This is a genomic window from Myceligenerans crystallogenes, from assembly GCF_039529775.1.
In the GTDB taxonomy this organism is placed as follows: domain Bacteria; phylum Actinomycetota; class Actinomycetes; order Actinomycetales; family Cellulomonadaceae; genus Myceligenerans; species Myceligenerans crystallogenes.
The window spans coordinates 25,364-47,852 of the sequence record NZ_BAAANL010000001.1 but is presented as its reverse complement, the minus strand read 5'-3'; the positions used below and the strand labels follow the sequence as shown (position 1 = coordinate 47,852).

Annotated in this window: 25 protein-coding genes and 1 riboswitch; of the genes, 8 read left to right on the top strand and 17 right to left on the bottom strand. The window is 72.1% G+C overall.

Annotation, left to right across the window (positions count from 1 at the left end; genetic code table 11):
- The first annotated feature begins 57 nt into the window (after positions 1 to 57).
- Both narJ and narI read left to right on the top strand, forming a co-directional pair.
- Positions 58 to 858 carry a nitrate reductase molybdenum cofactor assembly chaperone gene (gene narJ, locus ABD208_RS00245; protein ID WP_344098655.1) on the top strand — a complete coding sequence of 267 codons (801 nt, stop codon included), beginning with the start codon at positions 58 to 60 and terminating at the stop codon, positions 856 to 858.
- Positions 849 to 1,604: a respiratory nitrate reductase subunit gamma gene (gene narI / locus ABD208_RS00240; RefSeq protein ID WP_344098654.1), complete on the top strand. Its 756-nt coding sequence runs from the start codon at positions 849 to 851 to the stop codon at positions 1,602 to 1,604. Before narJ ends, narI begins: the two co-directional genes overlap by 10 nt.
- A gap of 51 nt (positions 1,605 to 1,655) precedes the next feature.
- On the opposite strand, the gene ABD208_RS00235 is transcribed toward narI, so the two are convergent.
- The 5 genes from ABD208_RS00235 to ABD208_RS00215 form a co-directional block, all read right to left on the bottom strand.
- Positions 1,656 to 2,459 carry a hypothetical protein gene (locus ABD208_RS00235; RefSeq protein WP_344098652.1) on the bottom strand — a complete coding sequence of 268 codons (804 nt, stop codon included), beginning with the start codon at positions 2,457 to 2,459 and terminating at the stop codon, positions 1,656 to 1,658.
- 204 nt (positions 2,460 to 2,663) lie between these two features.
- Complete coding sequence (locus ABD208_RS00230; RefSeq protein WP_344098651.1) at positions 2,664 to 3,179, bottom strand: hypothetical protein; 516 nt, start codon at positions 3,177 to 3,179, stop codon at positions 2,664 to 2,666.
- Between the two features lie 164 nt (positions 3,180 to 3,343).
- Entirely contained in the window at positions 3,344 to 3,793 is a 450-nt protein-coding gene (locus tag ABD208_RS00225; protein ID WP_344098650.1) for a hypothetical protein, read from the bottom strand.
- A gap of 285 nt (positions 3,794 to 4,078) precedes the next feature.
- Positions 4,079 to 4,360, bottom strand: a complete 282-nt coding sequence (locus ABD208_RS00220) for a hypothetical protein (RefSeq protein WP_344098649.1) — start codon at positions 4,358 to 4,360, stop codon at positions 4,079 to 4,081.
- Between the two features lie 294 nt (positions 4,361 to 4,654).
- Positions 4,655 to 5,377, bottom strand: coding sequence for an SDR family oxidoreductase (locus tag ABD208_RS00215; protein ID WP_344098648.1), 723 nt, complete (start codon positions 5,375 to 5,377; stop codon positions 4,655 to 4,657).
- Positions 5,378 to 5,453: 76 nt separating this feature from the next.
- Here ABD208_RS00215 and ABD208_RS00210 point away from each other — a divergent pair, with 76 nt between their 5' ends.
- Positions 5,454 to 5,831, top strand: coding sequence for a MerR family transcriptional regulator (locus ABD208_RS00210; protein ID WP_344098647.1), 378 nt, complete (start codon positions 5,454 to 5,456; stop codon positions 5,829 to 5,831).
- A gap of 22 nt (positions 5,832 to 5,853) precedes the next feature.
- On the opposite strand, the gene ABD208_RS00205 is transcribed toward ABD208_RS00210, so the two are convergent.
- Together ABD208_RS00205 and ABD208_RS00200 are read right to left on the bottom strand one after the other, a co-directional pair.
- Positions 5,854 to 6,381 carry a HEPN domain-containing protein gene (locus ABD208_RS00205; RefSeq protein ID WP_344098646.1) on the bottom strand — a complete coding sequence of 176 codons (528 nt, stop codon included), beginning with the start codon at positions 6,379 to 6,381 and terminating at the stop codon, positions 5,854 to 5,856.
- Positions 6,347 to 6,880, bottom strand: coding sequence for a winged helix-turn-helix domain-containing protein (locus ABD208_RS00200; RefSeq protein WP_344098645.1), 534 nt, complete (start codon positions 6,878 to 6,880; stop codon positions 6,347 to 6,349). The genes ABD208_RS00205 and ABD208_RS00200 overlap by 35 nt, the downstream gene beginning before the upstream one ends.
- A gap of 178 nt (positions 6,881 to 7,058) precedes the next feature.
- Here ABD208_RS00200 and ABD208_RS00195 point away from each other — a divergent pair, with 178 nt between their 5' ends.
- The 4 genes from ABD208_RS00195 (at position 7,059) to ABD208_RS00180 (ending at position 12,514) form a co-directional block, all read left to right on the top strand.
- Complete coding sequence (locus tag ABD208_RS00195; RefSeq protein WP_344098644.1) at positions 7,059 to 8,375, top strand: molybdopterin molybdotransferase MoeA; 1,317 nt, start codon at positions 7,059 to 7,061, stop codon at positions 8,373 to 8,375.
- Positions 8,372 to 9,115, top strand: coding sequence for a molybdenum cofactor guanylyltransferase (gene mobA, locus ABD208_RS00190; protein WP_344098643.1), 744 nt, complete (start codon positions 8,372 to 8,374; stop codon positions 9,113 to 9,115). Before ABD208_RS00195 ends, mobA begins: the two co-directional genes overlap by 4 nt.
- On the top strand, positions 9,112 to 9,366 hold the full coding sequence (locus ABD208_RS00185; RefSeq protein WP_344098642.1) for a DUF6457 domain-containing protein: 255 nt from the start codon (positions 9,112 to 9,114) through the stop codon (positions 9,364 to 9,366). The genes mobA and ABD208_RS00185 overlap by 4 nt, the downstream gene beginning before the upstream one ends.
- Before the next feature lie 157 nt (positions 9,367 to 9,523).
- A complete protein-coding gene (locus tag ABD208_RS00180) occupies positions 9,524 to 12,514 on the top strand; it encodes a DEAD/DEAH box helicase (RefSeq protein ID WP_344098641.1) in 2,991 nt (996 codons plus the stop codon).
- A 339-nt stretch (positions 12,515 to 12,853) separates the two neighbouring features.
- Here the strand turns inward: ABD208_RS00180 and thiC are convergent, their stop codons facing one another.
- Positions 12,854 to 14,635, bottom strand: a complete 1,782-nt coding sequence (thiC, locus tag ABD208_RS00175; protein WP_344098640.1) for a phosphomethylpyrimidine synthase ThiC — start codon at positions 14,633 to 14,635, stop codon at positions 12,854 to 12,856.
- A riboswitch (TPP riboswitch) is annotated at positions 14,630 to 14,736 on the bottom strand. Its footprint overlaps the gene before it by 6 nt.
- Before the next feature lie 112 nt (positions 14,737 to 14,848).
- Here thiC and ABD208_RS00170 point away from each other — a divergent pair.
- Complete coding sequence (locus ABD208_RS00170) at positions 14,849 to 15,073, top strand: hypothetical protein (protein WP_344098639.1); 225 nt, start codon at positions 14,849 to 14,851, stop codon at positions 15,071 to 15,073.
- A 109-nt stretch (positions 15,074 to 15,182) separates the two neighbouring features.
- On the opposite strand, the gene ABD208_RS00165 is transcribed toward ABD208_RS00170, so the two are convergent.
- The 9 genes from ABD208_RS00165 to ssd all read right to left on the bottom strand — a co-directional run bounded on the left by ABD208_RS00165 (position 15,183) and on the right by ssd (position 22,169).
- Positions 15,183 to 15,419 carry a helix-turn-helix transcriptional regulator gene (locus ABD208_RS00165; RefSeq protein ID WP_425561048.1) on the bottom strand — a complete coding sequence of 79 codons (237 nt, stop codon included), beginning with the start codon at positions 15,417 to 15,419 and terminating at the stop codon, positions 15,183 to 15,185.
- A gap of 3 nt (positions 15,420 to 15,422) precedes the next feature.
- Positions 15,423 to 16,286, bottom strand: a complete 864-nt coding sequence (locus tag ABD208_RS00160; RefSeq protein WP_344098638.1) for an ABC transporter permease — start codon at positions 16,284 to 16,286, stop codon at positions 15,423 to 15,425.
- Positions 16,283 to 17,287, bottom strand: coding sequence for an ABC transporter ATP-binding protein (locus tag ABD208_RS00155; protein ID WP_344098636.1), 1,005 nt, complete (start codon positions 17,285 to 17,287; stop codon positions 16,283 to 16,285). The genes ABD208_RS00160 and ABD208_RS00155 overlap by 4 nt, the downstream gene beginning before the upstream one ends.
- 76 nt (positions 17,288 to 17,363) lie before the next feature.
- Positions 17,364 to 18,272: an Rv3654c family TadE-like protein gene (locus tag ABD208_RS00150; protein WP_344098635.1), complete on the bottom strand. Its 909-nt coding sequence runs from the start codon at positions 18,270 to 18,272 to the stop codon at positions 17,364 to 17,366.
- Positions 18,269 to 18,619, bottom strand: coding sequence for a TadE family type IV pilus minor pilin (locus tag ABD208_RS00145; protein WP_344098634.1), 351 nt, complete (start codon positions 18,617 to 18,619; stop codon positions 18,269 to 18,271). The genes ABD208_RS00150 and ABD208_RS00145 overlap by 4 nt, the downstream gene beginning before the upstream one ends.
- Before the next feature lie 2 nt (positions 18,620 to 18,621).
- Positions 18,622 to 18,858 carry a DUF4244 domain-containing protein gene (locus ABD208_RS00140; RefSeq protein WP_344098633.1) on the bottom strand — a complete coding sequence of 79 codons (237 nt, stop codon included), beginning with the start codon at positions 18,856 to 18,858 and terminating at the stop codon, positions 18,622 to 18,624.
- 121 nt (positions 18,859 to 18,979) lie between these two features.
- Positions 18,980 to 20,119 carry a type II secretion system F family protein gene (locus ABD208_RS00135; RefSeq protein WP_344098632.1) on the bottom strand — a complete coding sequence of 380 codons (1,140 nt, stop codon included), beginning with the start codon at positions 20,117 to 20,119 and terminating at the stop codon, positions 18,980 to 18,982.
- Positions 20,113 to 21,291 (bottom strand): TadA family conjugal transfer-associated ATPase, encoded by a 1,179-nt coding sequence (locus ABD208_RS00130; protein ID WP_425561064.1) that lies wholly within the window; start codon positions 21,289 to 21,291, stop codon positions 20,113 to 20,115. The genes ABD208_RS00135 and ABD208_RS00130 overlap by 7 nt, the downstream gene beginning before the upstream one ends.
- Before the next feature lie 167 nt (positions 21,292 to 21,458).
- On the bottom strand, positions 21,459 to 22,169 hold the full coding sequence (gene ssd / locus ABD208_RS00125) for a septum site-determining protein Ssd (RefSeq protein ID WP_344098631.1): 711 nt from the start codon (positions 22,167 to 22,169) through the stop codon (positions 21,459 to 21,461).
- Positions 22,170 to 22,489: the final 320 nt, after the last annotated feature.

Here is a 22,489-nt window from a genome sequence, read left to right as displayed (position 1 = left end):
CGCGGCTCCACGTGCGGCGGATCGCGGGCCCTCGTCGATCCGCCGGGAGGATCTGCGATGAGGTTCGATCTCTCCAAGCTGGCCGCGATCCGGGGGGCGGCGGCTGAGCGTGCCTCCGCCGGGACGCGGCCCGCCGCGGTTCGGCTCAGCGCGGCTCAGCGGCGGACCACCCAGATGGCCGCGTCGTTGTTGCTCGCGTATCCCGACGAGCGGGCGCTCGCCGATGCGCGGGTGGTGGGCGACGTCGTCGGACACCTGCCTGAGCCTGTCGGCGACCTGCTTGCCGGGCTGGCACGGGAACTGACCGACGCGGATCCCGAGGCCCTGCGGGCGCGGTACGTCGACACCTTCGACATGAAGCGGCGGTGCACGCTGCACCTGTCGTACTACGCGGCCGGGGACACGCGGCGGCGCGGGGTGGCGCTGGTGCGGTTCGTGCAGGCGTACAAGGCTGCGGGGTGGACGCCGTCGGACGACGAACTGCCCGATTACTTGCCGACCGTGCTGGAGTTCTGCGCGCGGGCGGCCGACGGCGACGAGGCGCGGATCGCCGGGGCGCTGCTGACCGGGCACCGGGACGGGCTGGAGGTGCTGCGGCGGGCGCTGGCCGACATGCGGTCGCCGTGGGCGGCGGCCGTGGAGGCCGTCTGCCGGACGCTGCCCGAACCCGACGCCGCGACGCTCGCGCGCGTGCGGGAGCTGGTCACGGCCGGGCCGCCGGCGGAACTCGTCGGGCTGAGCGGCACCGCCCGATCAGGTTTACCCGGATTCGGCGACGACGGCGCACCCGGTGGCGTCACACCTCACTCGGGCCACGTGCCCGACCCGGCTGGAAGGGAACTGCTGCCATGGGCCTGATCCTGTGGGTCATCGTGCCGTACGTGACGTTCACGATCTTCGTGGCGGGGACCGTGTGGCGGTTCCGGCACGACCAGTTCGGCTGGACGAGCCGGTCGAGCCAGCTGTACGAGTCGCGGCTGCTGCGGCTCGGGTCGCCGCTGTTCCACTACTCACTCCTGATGGTGATGGCGGGGCACTTCGGCGGGATCGTCGTCCCGAACACATGGACCGCGGCGGCGGGGGTCTCCGAGGAGGCCTACCACTTCGTGGCCACGACGCTGGGGACACTGGCGGCGGTCGGGCTGATCAGCGGCGTGCTGATCCTGACGTACCGGCGCGGGAGGTCGAGGCGGCTGCAGCTGGTGTCCACCACCATGGACAAGATCATGTTCGGGATGCTCGGGGCGTCGATCCTGAGCGGGACGTGGGCGACGGTGCAGCTCCAGGTGTTCGGGAGCTTGGGCGGCGGGCACGGGTACGACTACCGCGAATCGATCTCGCCGTGGTTCCGCTCCCTGTGGATCCTGCGGCCCGAGGTGGCCCTGATGGAGGGCGTGCCGCTGCCGTTCCAGGTCCACATGATCATCGCGTTCCTGCTGTTCGCCCTGTGGCCGTTCACGCGGCTGGTGCATGCGTTCTCGGCGCCGGTGGGGTATCTGACCAGGCCGTACGTGGTGTACCGGTTCCGGGACGACGGCGGGACGACGGGGCCGCGCAAGGGGTGGGAACTGCCTTCGATCCCGGGAAGGACGTCCAAGCGGTAGCGAATCCGACGCCCAGACCCTTCGACGATGTACGACGGCGCGCCCGTTCGGTCATCGCGCGGCAGCGCCGTCAACCTTCCTCACCCAGATCGTCCGCGAGAACTCCCAGCCCAGTTCTCGTTCCTTGAGCGAACGCCCGCAGACATATTCGACGTGATAGCCGGACCCCCAGGGCTGGTGCTCGATCGGGCACCGGTACTCCTCACGGTCGGAAGGGAGCAGGAAGTGTCCGGCGGAGAGCACGTAGATCGACGGCGGCTCGTCGATCAGTTCCAGCTTCCGCAGATCCGGGGCCTGCACGTCGATGGTCAACGGCATCTCCAACGGCAGGGCCAGACCGACAACCAGCTGCGCGCCGATGTCGGCAACCACCCGAGTCGCTGCGTCAAGCGCGGTGATCGCCTCCTGTACCGCCGATTCCGTCGACCACAGGCTCGCGCCGGCCTCGTCGAGATGGCCGCTGGCAAAGCTCTGACCGCTGCCTACTTCCCCGGCCAAGGCAGCCACCCACTGATCGAACAGCTCAAGCTGGCGGATCGCCGCGGTTTGAACCTCATCCCACCGATGCCGGGACAGAAACTGAAGTGTTGCGAGCGGCGTTCCTGGATTGTTCGCCACCGTGTGTACCACCGCGTCGCACGGGTCATGCGCCAGTTTCTCGAGCAGGTCGGGCGGGCACGGTACTTGCCCCGACCGTGTGCGGCGCTTGCCGGCAACCCTGTGTCGTGTCTGCCACGTAGCACTCACCGCGAGCCGTCTCAACTCGGCCACGCCGATGGTCCGATTGTTCGCGACCCAGAAGTCGAGGTCCGGATACTGCTCGATGAATTCGATCCAGATGGATGTCTCCGCCACACCATGATCTCGTCGACGAATCGCATCGGAAGAGTGATCTTCGAGGTTGCGTGCAAACTCCTCCGTTGATTTAAAAATCATCACAAATCTCTCTCGTCACGCATTGCCTGTACGACGACTTCCGCACACCGAAGCTGTCCGCCGGACCCGTCATCAGTTGATACTGCGACCAGCCGGTGGAGTCGACCACTACCCTTCCGGGGCTCATGACGGGGCAGCTGGGTAGACGTGGTGGAGATCCGATCCGCGCGCGAAGACCCGCCAGGCTTCCTCGTCGCGAGATGAGTCGGGAACAGCCTCGATGGCCGCGCCGCCCTCCAGGTGAACGGTCAAGAACCCGCCTGGTTGGAGGTCCACCCCAACGACAACTGGGCAGCGCTCTGCGAATTTTTCATTGAGTCGTCGTGACCGCGAGTCGTAGAGCGAGTCCGCGGCCAGGAAGGGATCGAATTTGTCACCCTTCTGGCGAAGCATATCCTGGGATCCGAGAATGATTATGTCGCCTCGAACCATTCGAAACGGACATTGAATGTGGAGCGCGACCCGACTGCCAGTCGGACCCAAGAATTGGAAGTCTCCCATGTCAACAGTACGCCCGACGCGCTCGATACCGGTGCCGACCAGCAACGAGGACAGATCTTCCTGTTTGATCACGCCGCTACCTTTCTCCAGGTGGACGCGCCCAGACAGCCAGTTCTCACAGCGGCGCACCAGTTCCATCTGATCGAATTAAAAACTGAGTTCGGAGTACTGGAATTTCGAGAGTCGACGGCGACCCGGCTCGTCGCGCACCATGCCCAGTCCATGAATTTTCTGGGCACCGCCCACGTGAGTCCTTCAGGCACAGGCCGCACAGACTTCGCTGCGCACTGTCGACTCAGCTATTAGACCACCCTCCATCGCGCTTCAAGGTCTGCAGCCTCAATTACCAAGGTGCCGCCTCCGAGTTCGAACTCGTGTCGGATTCCGCCACCTTCCGGCAGGATCTCGTCGAGGAGCACATTGAATCGCCAGGGAACGGACTCGGCGGCTGGTTCCATACGGAACTCAATCGACCTGATGTCGACATACGTTACCGTCAGGCCTTCATCGTGCTTGTGCACGTTCGGGGCGAACTCAAGCGAGAACTTCTCGGAATCAACGTCGAACAGCTGCCGCTCCAGCGCCAGATCCTTAACGCACCTCGTATTGTAGAAGTCGTAGTGATCTGGATCCGTAGCGAACCGCCGGGCCCCTCCGGGCAGGAGTTTTTCAAACGATGGCAAGGCTTCCAGATAGCGCCTGGCGTCAAACATGATTCCGCCGTCTTCGCTTCTCAGCTCCACATACTTCATTTGCACCCCGTCAGTCGTGGGCGCATCCAGCTGTCGCCCTTGATGTTCTCCGTACCCTTAGCACCGAGCCGACCGGCAGCGCGGAGTTCCGCGACAGCGATTCCCTTCATCCTGTTAGCGATGCTATCAGGAACATCCACCTGAGCAGGATGCCCGCGCTTGTCAAAGAATCCATTACCGCCAAAGACCCCGATCTCGGTTTGCCACGCGGTAGCGGGTCAAGGGGCCCTGTACCGAACAGGACAATGGCTGGGCACCTCGCACCGAGAGGCGCCCAGCCATGTATTACTCACCCAAGAGACGTTCCAGGCCCTGCGAAAGCAGCACCATCCGCCTTCGGACTGCCTCACCCTGCTCTTCCAGGACCTGAGTGAAACGGATGGCTTCGACGTCAGCTTCCGCCAGCCGGACGATCTCCGAAACGCCGGAGCCGTCACTTTCGAACAAGCTGATCGCACCCTGCAGCTGAGACTGCAGCCTGTCGAGCCGATCCTCGGATCCGTCAAAGGCACCGATTGATTCAAGCAACTGCGCGGTCCGAGTCTGGTTGTTTTCGTTCAACGTCATCGTGTGATCACCGTAACCACGATGTCATTTTCCGTGACGATCTGCACGGTGCCGCTCTCATACGAGAGTCTGGGCTGACCCTTGAGGCCCTTCACGCGCCACCTCAAGGGAGCGTGACCACACCGCCGCCAACTCTGCGACACTAGTGATGAACCGGTCAAGAGCACCTAACAACCTTTCATTTCACCCTATCGCCGGTTTCTGTGCTATCTCGCCGATCGGCCGCGGACACGCCGGACGGTGACATGCGCACCGGCCAACCGTGGGACGACTTCGCCGGTGAGCCGGTGCGGCTCAGACCAGGGCGGTCAAGGCACGGTGTATGGCCGCGTCGAACTCCTCCGGCTTCAGGGACAGGCGGGCCTTGACGTCGCGGCTCCACTGATCGGCCAGGACCTCGGCGGCGTCTGCCTCGACGCCGTCGAGCACGGCGTCGGCCAGGTCCGACGGTGCGAGCTTGGCCACCGACCAGCCTGCGGCCATGTCCGTGTCGGCCAGACCCAGGTGGACGGCCGTGACGAGGGTGCCCTGCTCGGCGAGCTCCACGCGGACCGCATTGGTCATCGCCCACGCGGCGGCCTTGGACAGGTGGTAGGCGCCCGCGCCCTTGCTCGTGAACCATGACATCGCGGAGAGGACGTTCACGATCGCGCCCCCGCCGTTCGCGGCGAGCGGCGGCGCGAACGCCCGGATCATGTTCAGGTGGCCGTGCAGGTTGGTGTCCAGCTCGCGGTGGACCTCGTCGAGCGGGCCGGTCACCAGGTCGGTACCGGTCGCGATGCCGGCGTTGTTGACCAGCAACGTGACGTCGGCGGCAGCTTCGGCGGCGGCGGCCACGGACACGGGATCGGTGATGTCGAGCGGGAGCACCTCGACTCCGGGGAGGTCCACGGTTTCCGCGCGACGAGCCGTCGCGTAGACCTTGCGGGCGCCGCGATCGAGCAGTCGCTGGGCGAAGGCGCGCCCCAGCCCGCGGTTGGCTCCGGTGACGAGGGCGACGGAATCGTTGATCTTCATGCCCGGTACGCTAAAACCTGACGTTGACGTCAGAGGCAAGTGTCAGCCCGCGAGGATCGCTGTGAGAGGAGTCACCATGGCCACCACCGACGCCGTGGACGCGAGGCCGATCCGCATCGGCGAGGTAGCACGCGATGCCGGAGTCTCCGTTCGCGCCGTGCGCTACTACGAGCAGGAGGGCCTGCTCACCCCGCGGCGCAGCCCGTCCGGCCAGCGCCTCTACCCGCGGGACGCCGTCGTGCTCGTGCGCTTCTTCCAGCAGATGTACGCCGCCGGTCTGACCAGCCGAAGAATCGCCGAACTCCTGCCGTGCTGGGACATCGGCCACACCAACGCCGAGCAGCGCGCCATGCTGCGCGCCGAACGAGCGCGCATCCGGGCCAAGCTCGACGACCTGCAAGCGGCCCTGGACCGCCTCGACGAGATCATCGAGGTCACCGACACCCACCCGTAGACCCGCCCGCGCCCCTGAGCTGTCAGCTGGTGCCGGCCCTGCCGGCCGGCCCGGCGACAGCCTCGACGAACTGCTCGGCCAGATCGACGATCGCGCGTGCCGCCAGGATCCCGTCATCGACGTCCCGCCTCGCGGCCGTCGGTCGTTCGAAATCCGGGTACTCGGTGTCGTTGCGCTTCTGTCGCATCCAGTCGAACTCACGCAAGGTCCGGCGACGATCTGGGATCTGAGCCTGGACCAGCTCGCCGAGCACCCGATGACCTCCGTCACCGCCCCGCGCACGGAGCCCTTGGACCGCGAGCACGGCAGCGAGGGCCTTGCGGGCGGCGTCGTAGGCGGTGACGAACGCCGCCGACTGGTCATCGGTGGTGGCCAGAAGACTCGCCGACGACAGGTGTCTGCGCGCCTCGGCGAGCAACGTTCGGGCGTGCTCGGAATGAGGTTCGACCTGCTCGATCTGCCCTCGTCCAAGGAGGAACTCCTTGGCGGGCGCGTCAGGCCGCCAGTTCAGGTCCTCAGGTGGCCTGGTCGGATCGGCGATCTCGGGCAAGAGTGGACTCCGTACTGGTGAGAGCGATCAGTGGTCTGTCTGCGACGGTCTTCAGGAAGGGGTCGCTCCTGGCGTCCCAGGCTTCCCTGCTGACGAGGTGGATGTTGACTTCCGTGCGCAGCCGTTGCCCGGCAACCTCGGCGACGTCGAGCACGTCTCCACGGGACGGTTGCCCGACGACAAGAACATCAACATCACGCGGTGGCGGACCGGCAGTGCCACTACGTCGCACCGCCCATGAGCCGTAGATGAAGGCTTGGTCGACGCCCGGGATCTCGCGGAGAAGATCGCGGAGAACCGGAACTGGCCCGTAGGTCTCTGCGACCAGCTGCGACATCAACGACCATAAGGGATGTTGCGTATTTGCGCTCACCAAACGGTTGTTCCCGTCGCGGCGATCCTTCAGCACGCCTGCCTCGATGAGCCGGCTCACCTCACGATGGGCGACAGCGGGCAGCACCTCGGCGCGCCGCGCTACCTCCGACACGGAGATCTCCACGCGAGGATCAAGGAGCGTCTCCGCAAGCACCGCTCCCTGTGCGTCCGAGCGCAGGAACGGGGTCAACGCAGATGGACTAGCTCTCACATAACGTGATACTAGTTTCACGTTATGTGAACGGCAACGGCGATCCTGGGCAGGGCCTCCTGCCAGGGCTCGCGCGCCGTAGTGTGTGGGCGTGGAGCCCAGGTCCCGGACCGTCGCCGAGCATGTCGCCGCCGTGCTCGGGCTCGTCGCGCCGCTGCCGGCAGCGGTCATGCGGCTCTCCGAGCTGGTGGACGCGCGCACGGCGTCGTCGGACATCGTTCTGGCTGACGACGTACGTGCCCTCGCGCCCGTGCCCGCGTTCGATCATTCCGCGATGGACGGCTACGCCGTCCGGAGCGCGGATCTGCCGGCGTCCGGGGAATCGGTCACGCTTCGGGTGACCGCCGACATCGCCGCTGCGCCGAACGATCCCGAACCCCTCAGGCCTGGGACGGCGGCCCGGATCATGACCGGGGCGCCGCTGCCGCCGGGGGCGGACGCCGTCGTCCCCGTGGAGCGCACGTCGACCGGGCGGTTCGACCCCGCGGCCGATACCCGTGCCGCGGCCGTGACCCTGACCCGGCAGCCGCGGGACCACATCCGGCGGCGTGGCGAGGACATCGCGGCCGGGAGCCTGCTCGCGCGGGCCGGGACGGAGCTGAGGGCGCCGGTCGTGGCGGGGCTGGCCGCCGCGGGCGTTCACGAGGTCGGTGTCCGACGGCGGCCGCGGGTGGCGGTCATCGCCACGGGCTCGGAGCTGGTTCCCCTGGGGGCGCCGACGGCGCCGGGGCAGATCACCGACTCCAACTCGCTGATGCTGGCGGCGGCGATCCGGGCGATGGGCGCCGATGTCGTCCGGCTGGGGCCGGTGGGCGACACCTCCGAAGCCCTGACCGCGGCGCTCGACGAAGCCGTGCGGCACGTGGGGCGGAGCGGCGACCCCGGCGCGGCATCGCCGTCGACCGCCGAGGCCCCCGGGCCGGAGAACCCGGCGCCGGATCTGATCGTGACGGCCGGAGGCGTTTCCGCCGGTGCCGCCGACGTCGTTCGCGGGCTTCTCACCTCGCGGCCGGAAGCCCTGACCGACGTCGAGCTCGCCGCGGTGGGGATGCGGCCCGGGCGGCCGCAGGCACTGGCGCGCTGGCGTGGCGTGCCGTGGATCGCGGTGCCGGGGACGCCGGTGGCCGCCTACGTGTCGTGCGCGATGTTCGTGCGGCCGGCGGTCGGGCGGTTGCGCGGGCTGCCGGGCCCCGGCGCCCGGACGGAGGATCGGCCCGTAGCCGTCGGCTGGTCCAGCCCGCGCGGCCGCGAGCAGGTGGTCCCGGTGCGGGTGACGGCCCGGGGCATCGCACCGTCCGGGGACGGGCACCACCTGTCGGCGCTGGTCGCGGCCGACGCCCTGGCCGTCGTCCCGGCCGACGTCGAGAAGGTCTCGCCCGGCGACCTCATCCCGGTGATCCCGCTGTGACCGGCGACGCCGGCGGCCCTGCGCCCGCGACCCCCGCCCACGACGCGATCATCCTCGCGGGCGGCCGGGCCGCGCGGCTCGGCGGGGCATCGAAGCCCGCTCTGACCGCGGGCGGCGTGCCGCTGCTGCACCGCGCGCTGGACGCAGCCGGTGCGGCGGGGCGCATCGCCGTCGTCGGCCCCGACGACCTGGCCGGCCTGCTCGCCGCGCATCCTGCCGCGGCCAGAAGCACGCTGACCAGGGAGGTGCCGGCGTTCGGCGGGCCTGCGGCCGGTATCGCGGCGGGGCTTGCCGCGCTGCGGGGCAAGGCGGGCGACCGCGAGGAGACGACAGGGCCCGCGGCGCGGCCGGGAGCCCCGCCCCTCGAAGGAACGGATCGGTGGGTCCTGCTGCTCGCCGTCGATGTGCCGCGGGCGGCGGGCGCCGTCGGGGCGCTCGTGGACGCCGTGGGGCGAGAGGCGTGCGACGGCGCGCACCTCGTGGTCGACGGGCGGGCCCAGTGGCTCGTCGGCATCTACCGCGCGGCTGCGCTCAGCGGGCGGCTCGGCGCGATCGGCGCCGGGCAAGCCGGCGCATCCGCCGGGACTGCCGGCCGGGGTGCCTCCGTGCGGCAGCTCATGGACGGGCTCGACCTGCTCGAGGTGCCGGATCCTGGCAGGCTGTCGGCAGACGTCGACACCCCTGACGACGCCGCGCAACTCGGTATCCGCCTGCCCCGCACCCCGAGGAGTTCCCCATGACCGACCTCAAGACCTGGATCTCAGCCCTGGAGACCGAGCTCGGCCTCCCGCCGGGCACCATCGACATGAACGAGGTCCTCGACCTGGCGCGCGACGCCGCGCACGCCGTCGCGCGGCCCGCGGCCCCGGTCACCACGTACGCGGTCGGCTACGCCGCCGGCCTGGCGGCGGCGTCGGGCGAGCGCAGCGACGCGGCACGCCGGGCGATCACCCTGGCCCACCGCTGGCCGGAGCCGATCCAGCCGGGGTGAGGACGGGTCGCACGAGGACCGCCCGCCGGATCAGCCGGAGCCGGGCCGCGTGGCGACTCCGCCCGGCGCCGCTGGTGTTTCCGGCGCGAGACCGTGCGGTGTGTAGCGACCGCGGGGTCCGGCGGTCGCTGACCGGGTCGTTTGCCAGACTTGGGGCGTGCCCTCCGACGAACATCCGCTGCTCGACGTGCTCACCGCCTCCGGGGCGCGTGCCGATCGGCTCACCCACGTGCGGGTCTTCCCCGCACGCGACGGTGAGCGGGCCGGCTGGCCCGCGTGGGCGGACCCGGGCATTGTCGCCGGGTACGGGAAGCTCGGCGTGGAGCGCCCGTGGGTGCATCAGGCGGAGGCCGCCGACGCCGCCTGGCGGGGCCGGCACGTCGCGCTCGCGACATCCACGGGCTCGGGGAAGTCGCTGGCTTTCTGGCTGCCCGTGCTGTCGGAGATCCGGCGCGCGGGCGCGGGTGCGGGTCCGGGGACGACGACGCCGGGCGCAGCCGCGAGGCCGGGCGGGGGGCCCGCCGTGCGGCCGGGCGGGGCGCGCGCGACGGCGATCTACCTGAGCCCGACCAAGGCGCTCGCCGCGGATCAGCTCCATGCGGTCCGGCGCGTGCTCGACGCCGCGGACGCCCGCGACCTGCGGGTCACCACCTGTGACGGCGACACCCCGCGCGAGGACCGCGGCTGGGCGCAGAACTACGCCGACGTCGTCCTGACCAACCCGGACTTCCTGCACTTCGCGCTGCTGCCGAACCATCGGCGCTGGTCCCGGCTGCTGCGCGGACTGCGCTACGTGATCGTCGACGAAGGGCACGCGTACCGGGGCGTCTTCGGCGCGCACGTGTCCCACGTCCTGCGCCGCCTGGCGCGCCTCGCGGAGCACTACGCGACGGTGCCGGAGTTCCCGTCGGTGGCCGGAGGCTCGGCCCCGGCAAACCCGGCGACGACGGGGTCGCTTTCGGCGGGTCCGGCGGCGGCCGGTTCAGCGGCGGCAGGTTCGGCCTCGGCGACCGCTGCAGGTTCCGCTTCAGCGGGGTCGGCGGCGGGTACGGCGGCCGGGCGGCGACGGCGGGTCAGCTTCGTCGTCGCGTCCGCCACGAGCGCGGAGCCGGGGGTGAGCGCGGGGCGGCTGATCGGCGTGCCCGCCGAGGACGTCGTCGTCGTCGACCGTGACACGTCGCCCTCCGGGCGGCGCACCTTCGCGCTCTGGCAGCCGCCCGAGGTGGCGGGGTTCGCGTTCCAGCGGTCCGCCAGCCAGACGCTCGGGCCGGGCGACGACGATCCCTGGGCGATCGACGCCGAAGCGGGCCATGAGTCGCCCCCGGTGGCCGCGACGCCGCGGGAGAACCCGCGCCGGTCCGCCACGGCCGAGGTCGCGGACCTGCTCGCCGACCTGTCCGCCTCCGGCGCCCGCACCCTGGCGTTCACCCGAAGCCGCCGGGGCGCGGAGTCGGTCGCCCAGCGGGCCCGGGACCGCCTCCGACACGCGATCCTGCAGCCGTCCCGCTCGGTCGGTCCGATGTCGCAAGATCGGTCGCCCGAGGAACCGATCTTGCGACATCGGACCGACCACACGGAGCCTGGAGGGAGCGGAGGCGGCGCCGCCGTCGGACATCCGGCCGACCGCACGGAGCTGGAGCGGGTCGGAGGCGGCGCCGTCGTCGGGCATCCTGCCGAACGGATCGCCGCGTATCGCGGCGGGTACCTGCCCGAGGAGCGGCGGGAGCTGGAGCGGGCCGTGCGGACCGGGGAGATCCTGGGGCTGGCCACGACGAACGCGCTGGAGCTCGGGGTGGACATCTCCGGGCTCGACGCCGTGCTGATCGCCGGGTGGCCGGGGACGCGGACGTCGATGTGGCAGCAGGCGGGGCGCGCCGGACGGGCCGGTGCCGACGGGCTCGTCGCCTTCGTGGCGCGGGAGGATCCGCTGGACACGTACCTCGTGCACCATCCGGAGGCCGTGTTCGACGCGCCGCTCGAGGCGACCGTGTTCGATCCCGGGAATCCGCACGTGCTGGCACCGCATCTGTGTGTCGCAGCGCAGGAGGCGCCGTTGCGGTCGGAGGATCTGGCGCGGTTCGGGGAGCCCGCTCACGTGCGGCACGTGCTGGAGGTGCTGGTGGCGCGGGGTGCGCTGCGGCGGCGGGCGTCGGGGTGGTACTGGACGCACGCGCAGTCGGCGGCCGGGCTGACGGACCTGCGTGGGGCGGGCGGGCAACCGGTGCGGGTGGTCGAGGCGGGGTCCGGGAGGCTGCTCGGGACGGTGGACGCGCCGTCGGCCGACGGGCAGGTGCACGACGGCGCCGTGTACGTGCACCAGGGGGTGACCTATGTGGTGGATCACCTGGACCTGACGGACCACACGGCCGTCGTCGTGCGGCACGACGTCGACTACGGGACGTGGTCGCGTGAGGTGATGGAGGTGGCGATCGAGGGGTACGACGACGGCGCGGGCGCGGGAGCGGCCTCGGCTGGAACGGCGGTGGGTGCCGGGGAGGGCGGTCCGGGTGAGAGCGCCGTGGCCGAGGGCGGAGACCGGAACGGCGGCGGGGACGGGGACGACCGGCGGATCGTGTCGCGCGAGTGGGGGCCGATCACCTGGGGGCTCGGGCCCGTCGAGGTGACGAGTCAGGTGGTGAGCTATCAGCGGCGGCGGCTGCCGGACCTGCAGACGCTCGGCACCCAGGCGCTCGACCTGCCGGAACGGACGCTCGGGACCGTGGCGGTGTGGTGGTCCGTGCCGGAGTTCGTGCTGCGGGCCGCGGGCGTGTCCGCCGAGGAGGCGCCCGGGGCGCTGCACGCGGCCGAGCACGCGTCGATCGGGATGCTGCCCCTGCTGGCCACGTGCGACCGGTGGGATCTGGGCGGGGTGTCCACCGAGCTCCACGCCGACACCGGCGAGGCGACGGTGTTCGTGTACGACGCCTTTCCCGGCGGGGCCGGGTTCGCCGAGCGGGGGTTCGAGCTGGGGGCGACATGGCTGCGGGCGACCCGGGACGTGATCGCGCGGTGCGACTGCGCCGACGGGTGCCCGTCGTGCGTGCAGTCGCCGAAGTGCGGGTCGTACAACTCGCCGCTGGAGAAGGAGGCGGCGGTGCGGCTGCTGGACGCGGTGCTGTCGCACGCGCCCGGCCCGGAGGCGCGATGAGGTGGGCTACTTTCCTGGTCAAATTGCATGGCGACAGGCCAGGATGACTGCATGCCCCAGAATCTGCTGTTCTCGACCTCGGCCGGCGCCGGGTCCCGGCCGGGAGTCCGGCGATGATCCTGATACTCCTCGGGATCGGTGTCGGAGTCGCCGTCTACGCCACCGTGTACGGAGTGCCGTTCGACACCGGGTGGTGACGCCCCCCGAAGCTGTGGATCGGGTCCGGTCCGCTGCCTGCGCCCTGATGGTGCCCGCCGGGAGTCCCGTCGCGCGGCACGGGGCGGGACCTGTCGCACAGGGCCGACGCCGCCGGGACGGCGTCGGCCCTGTGCTGGTCGGTCAGCCGGGTGAGCCGACCTTGGGGTCCGGGAGGTAGACCGTGCCGCCCGCGGCGAGGAATTCCTCGGACTTGGCGGCCATGCCGGCACGGGCCTCGGCCGGGGTGAGGGCTGCCGCGACGTCGTCGGGTACGGCGGCGCCGGCGATCGCCTGCTGGGCGGCCGCGCCGCCGAACTCGTCGCGGATGTCCTGCGAGATGCGCATGGAGCAGAACTTCGGGCCGCACATCGAGCAGAAGTGGGCGGTCTTGGCCGCCTCCGCGGGGAGGGTCTCGTCGTGGTACTCCTGCGCGAGCTCCGGGTCGAGCGAGAGGGCGAACTGGTCGCGCCAGCGGAACTCGAAGCGGGCCTTGCTCAGGGCGTCGTCGCGGTCGCGCGCGCCGGGGTGGCCCTTGGCGATGTCCGCCGCGTGCGCGGCGATCTTGTAGGTGACGACGCCGGTGCGGACGTCGTCCCGGTTCGGCAGGCCGAGGTGCTCCTTGGGCGTGACGTAGCAGAGCATCGCGGTGCCGTAGCGGGCGATCTCGGCGGCGCCGATGGCGGAGGTGATGTGGTCGTAGCCGGGGGCGATGTCGGTCACCAGCGGGCCGAGCGTGTAGAAGGGGGCACCCTGGCAGAGCTCCTGCTGACGCTCCACGTTCTCCCGCACCAGGTGCAGCGGGACGTGGCCCGGGCCCTCCACCATCACCTGCACGTCGTGCTCCCAGGCGCGGCTGGTCAGCTCGGCGAGGGTGTCGAGCTCGGCGAACTGGGCGGCGTCGTTGGCGTCCGCGACGGAGCCGGGGCGCAGGCCGTCGCCGAGGGAGAACGCGACGTCGTACGCCGCGAAGATCTCGCAGAGCTCGTCGAAGTGGGTGTAGGTGAAGTTCTCCTGGTGGTGGGCGAGGCACCAGCCCGCCATGATCGAGCCGCCGCGGGAGACGATGCCCGTCACGCGGTCCGCGGTGAGCGGGACGTAGCGCAGCAGCACGCCCGCGTGGACGGTCATGTAGTCCACGCCCTGCTCGCACTGCTCGATCACCGTGTCGCGATAGATCTCCCAGGTCAGCGTGTTGGCGTCGCCGTTGACCTTCTCGAGGGCCTGGTAGATCGGCACGGTGCCGATGGGGACGGGCGAGTTGCGCAGGATCCACTCGCGGGTGGTGTGGATCGCGTCGCCGGTGGACAGGTCCATCACCGTGTCGGCGCCCCAGCGGGTGGCCCACTGGAGCTTCTCGACCTCCTCGGCGACCGAGCTGTGGACGGCCGAGTTCCCGATGTTCGCGTTGACCTTCACCGTGAAGGCCTTGCCGATGATCATCGGCTCGGACTCGGGGTGGTTGACGTTGTTCGGGATGATGGCGCGGCCCGCGGCGACCTCGGAGCGGACGAGCTCGGCGTCGCAGCCCTCCCGGAGCGCGACGAACCGCATCTCCGGGGTGATCTCGCCCTTGCGGGCGTAGTGCATCTGGGTGATCGTGCGGCCGGGCAGGGCACGGCGGGGCGGGCGGCGGGTGCCCTTCCACTCGTCCTCGGCCGCGCGCCTGCGGCGGCCGTCGTCGGCCTCCGCGGGCGGGCGGCCCGCGTACTCCTCGGTGTCACCGCGCCCGACGATCCAGTCCGTGCGGCCCGCGGGGAGGCCCTCGTTCGGGTCGCAGGCCGGGCCGTCGGTGCGGTAGACACGCAGCGGGGGGTTCGCCGTGCCGTCGGGAGACGGTGCGAGGGTGATCTCGGTGACGGGAATCCTCAGGCCGGTGGCCTGGTCGACGTCGTACGTGAGCGCGCGCGAAGGGATGCTGGTCATCACTCTCCTACTTCCTACGCCGGTATGAGCCGGAATCAGGTTCGACGGTCCGGGCCGCGACAGCCCGATCTCAGCCCCTGCGAGGGCACCCGTGGGATCGCCGCTTACGTTACAACATGTCAGCATCCGGGCGTCAAGCGTTCCGCCCCACCATGTGCGGATCGCCCTTCCCCGGTTCGCAACACGCCATCTGACCTGCGAGGATATGACGCCGTGGACGATATGACAGTGCAGCGCGTACCCCCCGGACCAGTTCTCGACGCCTTGCGCACGCACCACTGGCTACCGCCCAGGTGGGACTCCGTCCATCCCGTGCTCCTGGAATCCGCCCTCGAACTGGCCGACGGCGACCCGCGCCGCCTCCGTGTCGAGGACGACGGCACGGTCACCGTGCTCAACCACCCCGCAACCCCGAACCCGGGCGACGACGGAGCCTGACGAGCGCGCGGGCGCACGCACGGGACGCGGGCGTCCCGTTCGGTCCCACGCACTCGCCGGCTCGTCACCGGCCGGGTCCGGCCCGGCACGAACGGCCGTCCGGCCGGCGTCATTCCCCCAGGCGCCGGAAAGGACGGGTACTGAAGATCACCTCGACCGCGACACCGAAGTACTCGGCGATGCGCAGGGCCAGGTGGAGCGACGGGCTGTACTCACCTCGTTCCAGATAGCCGACCGTCTGGTAGTGCACGCCCAGTGCCTCGGCCAGCTCGCGCCGCGAGATGCCCCGTTCGGCGCGGAGCATCGCGATGCGGTTGTGGACGACGTCGGACGTGGTCTCGCCCACCGCTCACCACCCCTGAGCCATGACGCGGTCCCTGGCCGCGGCGACCGCTGCCCCCGACGCGCGCCGGGTCATCCGCCGCAGCACGATCGGGGCGAGGATCAGGCCCAGCACGATCCACACGCCGAGCACGCCGAACATCTCCAGGGTGCGCCACGACCCGCCGATCTCGGCCGCGGCCATCTCCGCCGGGAGCAGCGCCGAGCGCGCCCCGAGCCCCAGCCAGTAGTAGGGGAACGCCTGGCCGAGCCACTGCAGCCAGACGGGCAGCGCGGTGATCGGGTAGAAGATGCCCGACACCGTCAGCAGCACCATCGAGCCGAGCATGAGCAGGCCGGTCTGCTGCGCGGTCTTGAACAGCGAGCCGAGGGCGATGCCGATCGGAACGGTCGCCAGCATGCCGACCACGAAGATCACCGCGAGCAGCACCCAGGTGCGGGCGTCGAACCGCAGGTCACCCGCCACCGTGAACCCCGGGATGACGAGCAGGGCGAGACTCATCAGCGTCGTCGCGCCGAACAACACGATCTTGCCGAACATGTAGCCGATCATGCCGTTGGGCGTGGCCTTGGCCCGCAGCAGGGTGCCGTCCTCGCGGTCGGTGGCGATCGTGCCCGCGGGCCCGGTCATCCCGCCGAACCCGATCGACATCCCGACGATGCTCGGCAGCACCATGGCGCCGAGCTCGAAGTTCATGCCGGGCACGGTGTTGCCCCGCATGAAGAGCAGCACCACGGCGAAGATCGCCGGCATCAGGAAGTACCAGAGGACGTCCCCGGGCTCCCGGAACGACTGCTTGGTCTCCAGCCAGCCGCGCACCAGCCCCGCGCGCACGGCCACCCAGCGCTGTTCGTTGGTCGTCGTCGTCATGAGCGCACCTCCTCGATCTCACTGCTCGCGCCCTCGGCGGGCGTCCCGCCCGCCTGGCCGGGCGTCTCCGGTCGATCACCGCCGGACTCCGCCTGCCCCGTCTCGGCGCGGTGCACCAGCGCCATGTAGGTGTCCTCGAGACTCGCGTGCCGCACCTCCAGGTCCACCACGTCCGGCTCCCGCGCGAGCAACCCGCGGACGAAGCCCGTCGGGTCGCCTTCGGTGACCGCGTGCACGTGCCGTTCGCCCGCGATCGTCCAGCGCACCTCCGCGCCCTGGGCCATCTGGCGCGCCAGTGCCTCGGCCGATCCGTTCGCGACGATGCTGCCCTTGTCCAGGATCAGGATCCGGTCGGCGAGCTTCTCCGCCTCGTCGAGATCGTGGGTGGTGAGCAGGATGGTCGTGTTGTCGAAATCGGCCAGGCGGTGGACCAGGTCGTGGAACTCCCGGCGGGCGTGCGGGTCGAAGCCCGCCGTCGGCTCGTCGAGGAACACCAGTTCCGGCCGGCCGACGATGCCGATCGCCACGTCGAGGCGGCGCCGCTGCCCGCCCGAGAGGGCCTTGATCTTGAGGTTCGCGTGCTCGGTCAGGCCGACGGTCCGCAGCAGCTCGTCGACGTCCCACGGCCGCTGGACCTCCGGGGTGGAGAACGGCACGTAGAACCTGGCCAGGTAGCCCAGCAGTTCCCGCACCCGCCACCGGCCGTGGTCCCGCCAGGACTGCAGGACGACGCCGAGGCGCGCGCGCCAGGCCTCGTCCCCGTGCAGCGGATCCTGGCCCAGAACGCTGACCTCACCGGCCGAACGGGTCCGGAACCCCTCCAGGATCTCGATGGTGGTGCTCTTGCCGGCGCCGTTGGGCCCGAGCAGCGCGAGCACCTCGCCGCGCTGCGCGGTGAAGGAGACGCCCGTCAGGACGTCCTTGGTTCCGTAGCGCATCCACAGGTCACGGACATCGATCGCCGGGTCCGCCGTCCCGTCGGACGCTTGTGGTTCTGTCATCACAGCCTCCGTACTCTTCGTAGCAGAGATACTACGACCCATAGCCAGATCACAACAGCCCCCTTGGACAGGCCGGTCACGCGCCGGTCCCGTACTCCCAGTGCCACGGCTCGGGTTTCGACCCGCCCGGCCGCGCCCAGGCCGGGTGGATCCACCCGTACCGGGCCGCGTTGGCGGCCATCCACAGATGCTCGGCGGAGCCGAACGACTCGATCCCGCCGCCCAGGTCCAGCGCCTGCCCCCATCCGTGGTTGGACATGCCCGGCGGCGCAGCCAGCGCGCCCTTGCTCGCCTTCACCGCCACCTGCTGCGCGTACGACCGGTACGAGTCCGTCACGGACAGATCCCGCCCGAACTCCGCGCGGAACGCGCCGTTCAGCCGTCCGGCGGCGGCCGCCGCGTCGCACCGCAGCCGTTGCCCGGCGGCGAACGACAGCTCGCACAGCGCGTCCGGCGGGATCTGCCCGTTGGTGTGCCCGCCCGCTCCCGCGGCGCGCACCCCGCTGCCCGGGACGACACCCGCGGCGCCGAGGCCCTGGTCCCCCGCGAGGCCCGTGGCGCGCAACCCGGCCCGTGCCGCGGCGTGCGCGGCGCCGGGAGAGGAGAACGCCCCGGGTAGCCCCACAGCGGTCCGGGCCTCCACCCGCACGACGCCTGCGGCCGGCACGGTGCACGACGTCGTCTCCGCGCCGTTCCGGCCGACGACCGCGGACGCCCGGGCGCACTCGTCGTACCCGTCCCGCAACGCGGCCGCCCCGGCCAGCGCGCCGAGATCGGCCGCCGCCTGCGCGGCTCCCCGGGCGTGCTGCGCGGCCGCGAGCGCCGCGAGTCCCAGGGTGAGCAGGAGCACGGCGCCGATGATCCCGAGCACCATGACCGCGCCGGCGCCCCGCTCCTGGTCCGGGCCGGAGGCCGGCCTGCCGGCACCCCGGCCCGGCGCGTTCGCGGCCGCGTCCGCACCACGCCTGGCGTCCGGCCGGTTCATGGTTCCGCCCAGGCTGTCGCCGTGCCCCGGACCCGCAGCTGGTCCACGAGGTCCCAGCCGGTCACGACCGGCTTCGAGACGATCACGCTCACCCATTCGCCGTCGCGTTCGACCGTCAGTTCCGCGTCCTTGCCGCCGACCCGGGCGACCACCCGGTCGACGCCGCCGCCGTCCTCGCCGATCGCGATCGCCCTGGCGCCCGCCCGGGCCGCGTCCACGGCGCGCATCTGCGCCATGGACGCGGCCACGAGCGACAGCACCACGACCAGGACGAGCACCACGGCGGGCAGGGCGAAGGCGATCTCCGCCGTCACCATCCCGCGTTCGGAATCCCGGTTCGTGGTCATGGTCAGCCGATCGAGAGGGCCTGCTCGATGAGGTTCATCAGCATGTCCTTCACGGGCCCGCCCTTGAGCAGCGCGAGGAGCAGGCCGGCGATGCCGGCGGCACCCAGGGTGCCGATGGCGTACTCGGCCGTCGCCATCCCGGCCTCGCCGTCCCGCGGCGCCCCCTGCCCGCCGCGCCCGCGCTGCCCGCCCGGGTGCGACCCGGTGCCCTGCGCCGCGGCGACCTTCGTGTTCTTCATCGCGTTCCTCCTTCATCAGGACCTGCCGCCCGTGCGGCAGGTGATCTCCCGTGCCCGCGGATCCCGGGGCACGGCTCCCCGCTGGCGGGGAAGTTCGTGCGGCTGCGCGCAGCCGGTAGCGCTAGGGACCGCCGAGCAGGTCGATCCCGAGCCCGAGCAGCACCGGCACCAGCCCGACCAGGACGAACGCGGGCAGGTAGCAGCAGCCCAGGGGGAGGACGAGCCGTACCCCGAGCCGCCCCGCGGCGGTCCGTGCGTCCGCGCTCCGTTGCCGGCGCGCCTCCTGACCGGCGGCGCGCAGGGCCTCGCCCGGCCCTGCACCGTCGACCCAGGCGCCGCGCAGCGCCTCGGTCACAGGCCTCAGGGCATCGGGCGCGCCTGCCCAGGCCTGGTCCCAGCGGGCGCCGAGCACGAGCGCGTCACCGGCGCGGCGGAGCACGGCACCGACCTGCCCGCCCGCGGCCTGTCCGACGGCCCCGAGCGCGCGCGGTACCCCGGATCCCGCGCCGAGGGCCGCCGCGAGCAGGTCGAGCAGCACCTGCACGTCGACCTCGTCGCCGCGCGGGCGGTCCCGTGCGGACGCGATCAGCCGGGACGTCCAGGCCCAGCCGGCGACCAGCAGCCCGGATCCCAGCACCACGGCGACGGTCCCGACGCCGCCGGAGGTCACCACGCGGAGCGTGTCGACGCCGAGCAACCACCCGAGCCCGGCTCCGGCCAGCGGCAGCCAGACGATGACGCGCGCCGTGGTGCGCGGCCCGGCAATCACCGCGTCGCGTTCGGCGGCCGCCTCGGCGTCTCGTACGAGCGCATCGGCGACGGACTCCAGCACCCGGCCGAGCGGCGCGCCGACATCGAGGGCGAGCCGGGTCGCAGCAACCACGGCCAGGGCGTTCGCCGGGCCGAGCAGCCGTCCCAGGGCCGTCCCGTCGGGTACGCCCGCCTGGTCGACCGCGACCCCGGCCGCACCCGCCCAGGCCGCCCCGGGCGCCGCGCCCGCCCGCAGCATCGCGACCACCTGGAGCACGAGCACCCGGACCGGCAGGTCCCTGCGACGCCGAGCCCCGCGGCGCGCCGGTTCCTGTCGCACCGCGGTCCGGCGCGCCGCCCTCCGCGACCCCCGCGCCACGCGGGTCGCCCCGGTCGCCCCGGTCGCCCGCGGCGGCTCGATCCCGAGTTCCGCGACCGGACGTCCCACCGGACCCCAGCCGAACCGGACCGCCAGCGCGGCCAGCACCCCGGCCCACAGCGCGCTCACCATGGCCCGAACCTCCCCGTCAGCTCCCGCCAGGCGTCGTCGTCGACCGTGAACGGGCCGGCGCCGCCCCACCATGCCGCCGGCCGGACCTGCAGCTCGCCGCTGTCGTCACGGCCGACGACGCCGATCTCCGCGAGGAACCGCACGCCGCCCTCCCGGCGCAGGTGGAGCACCACGTCGAGCGCGCCCGCCGCCTGAGCTGCGACGGCCTCGCGCGGCATCCCCGCGAGGGCCGCGAGCGCCTCCAGCCGGGCCGGGACCACGGACACGGCGTTGGCGTGCAGGGTCGCGAGGCCGCCGTCGTGCCCGGTGTTCATCGCCATGAGGACCTCGCGGACCTCGGCGCCCCGGCACTCGCCGAGCACGATCCGGTCCGGGCGCATGCGCAGGGCGTTGCGGACCAGGTCGGCGAGGTCGACGCCGCCCGCTCCCTCGACGTTCGGCCGCCGGGTCACCAGCGGCATGACGTGCGGGTGGCCGGGCATGAGCTCGCGGGCCTCCTCGACGGTGAGGATCCGTTCGCCTGCGGGGACCAGGGACAGCAACGCTGCGAGCAGCGTGGTCTTGCCGGTCCCGGTGCCGCCGCTCACCAGGATGTTCGCCCGCCGCTCGACGAGCGCCCGCAGCAGCCCGGTCCAGCCGTCCGGCAGGGCCCCGCCCGCCACGAGTTCGCCGAGGGAGTAGGCACGGGCGCGGAGCACCCGCAACGAGATCGCCGCCCCGGCCGGGGCGAGCGGTTCGAGCACCGCGTGCAGCCGCGTCCCGTCCGGCAGGCGGGCGTCCACGCTCGGCTGGGCGTCGTCGAGCCGTTGCCCGCCCACGGCGGCCAGCCGCACGGCGAGGGCGCGCACGTCCGACGCCGTGCCGAGCCGGAGCGCGACGGGCTCCAGGCCGCGCCCGCGGTCGACCCACACCTCCTCGGGACCGTTGACCAGGACGTCGGTGACGTCCGGTTCCTCGAGCAGCACCTGCAGCGGCCCGGCGCCGAGCAGCTCGGCCCGCGCCGCCCGGTCGAGCGCCTCGAGCGCGGTGGAGCCGACGACCCGGCCCCTGGCCCGCACGGCGGCGCGCAGCGCGTCGGCCGAGCCCAGCCCGCCCTGCGCGATACGCACCCGGACGTCGTCGAGCAGCACCTCGTCCAGCACGGCGCCGCGCGGCTGCTCCGGCTCCCGCAGGGCCGTTCCCGGCCGCGCCGTCCCGCCGCGGGCCGTCTCCCACTGCGTCACCCCACGCGGTGCCCGCTCCGGCGCCGCCGGTTCCGCCGGCGACCCGCCCCGCCCGCCCGTCCCGCTCCGCCCGTCCCGCGGCGGCATACGCCGCGAGCCACCCGCCGCCCGGCCGCTCACAGCGCCGCCCCGAGCTCCGCCGCGAGCCGGCCGACCGCGTTCCGCGACCCGGCGGGCGGCCCGTCGCCACGCTCGACGGCCTCCGGCAGGGACCTGTCCCGCAGCAGGGTCCCCTCGACCGGGAGGCCGAGCGCATCGCCCAGCAGCTCCGGCACCACCCGCCCCGGAGCGGGCCCGCGCACCACGACGCGCACGTCCGGCACACCGGCCGCCAGGAACTGATCACGCACGAGTTCCGCCGCCGCGGCCCCGGCGAACGTCAGGGGCGCGACCAGCACCGCCACGTCGCAGCCGCGAAGCAGCGCACGCACCGCCCCCGACCAGGAACTCGGCCGCGGCAGATCGAGCACCACGACGCGCCCGGTCCGCGCGATCCCCGCGCACACGTCGAGCACGACGTCGTCGGCGGGCAACGGCGAGCGCCGCCGCCCGCTCACCACCGGCACGCCACGCCAGTGCGGCAGCACGGAGACCAGCCCTTCCCCGTCGACCTCCCCCTGGGCCTCCGACAGATCGGGCCAGCGCACCCCCTGGGCGTCCTCGATCCCGAGCGGTAGCTCGATCCCCGGTGCGCCGTGGTCCAGGTCCACGAGCACCGCCGGTCTCCCGCGCCGGATCATCCCGAGGGCGGTGGCCGCGGCGGCGGTGCTCGCCCCCACGCCACCGACAGCTCCGGTCACGCCGATCACACGCTGCTGCGGTCCCACGCCGGCCCCCCTTGTCCGTGCCGGGAGCTACCCCGGTCGGCCCACCGCGCCGGCCGATCCGACGCACGACCCTCAGCCTTCCCGGGCCGGGCGCCGCCCCGCGCTCCGCCCGCGAGCACCCTGTCGACAACTCGCGTGACCGGGCCCCTGTGGTCGGCGTCGGACCGTTGCGACACCGCGAGCAGAGTCCGTCCGTCACGACTCCACACGGCGAGAAACCCCGCCCGCCACCAGCCGCCCGCCCCATCCCGCCGGGCGAAATCCGCAACCACCCGCGAGCAGGCACCGGTCAGATCGGACAGCACCGCTACGCTCGTCGT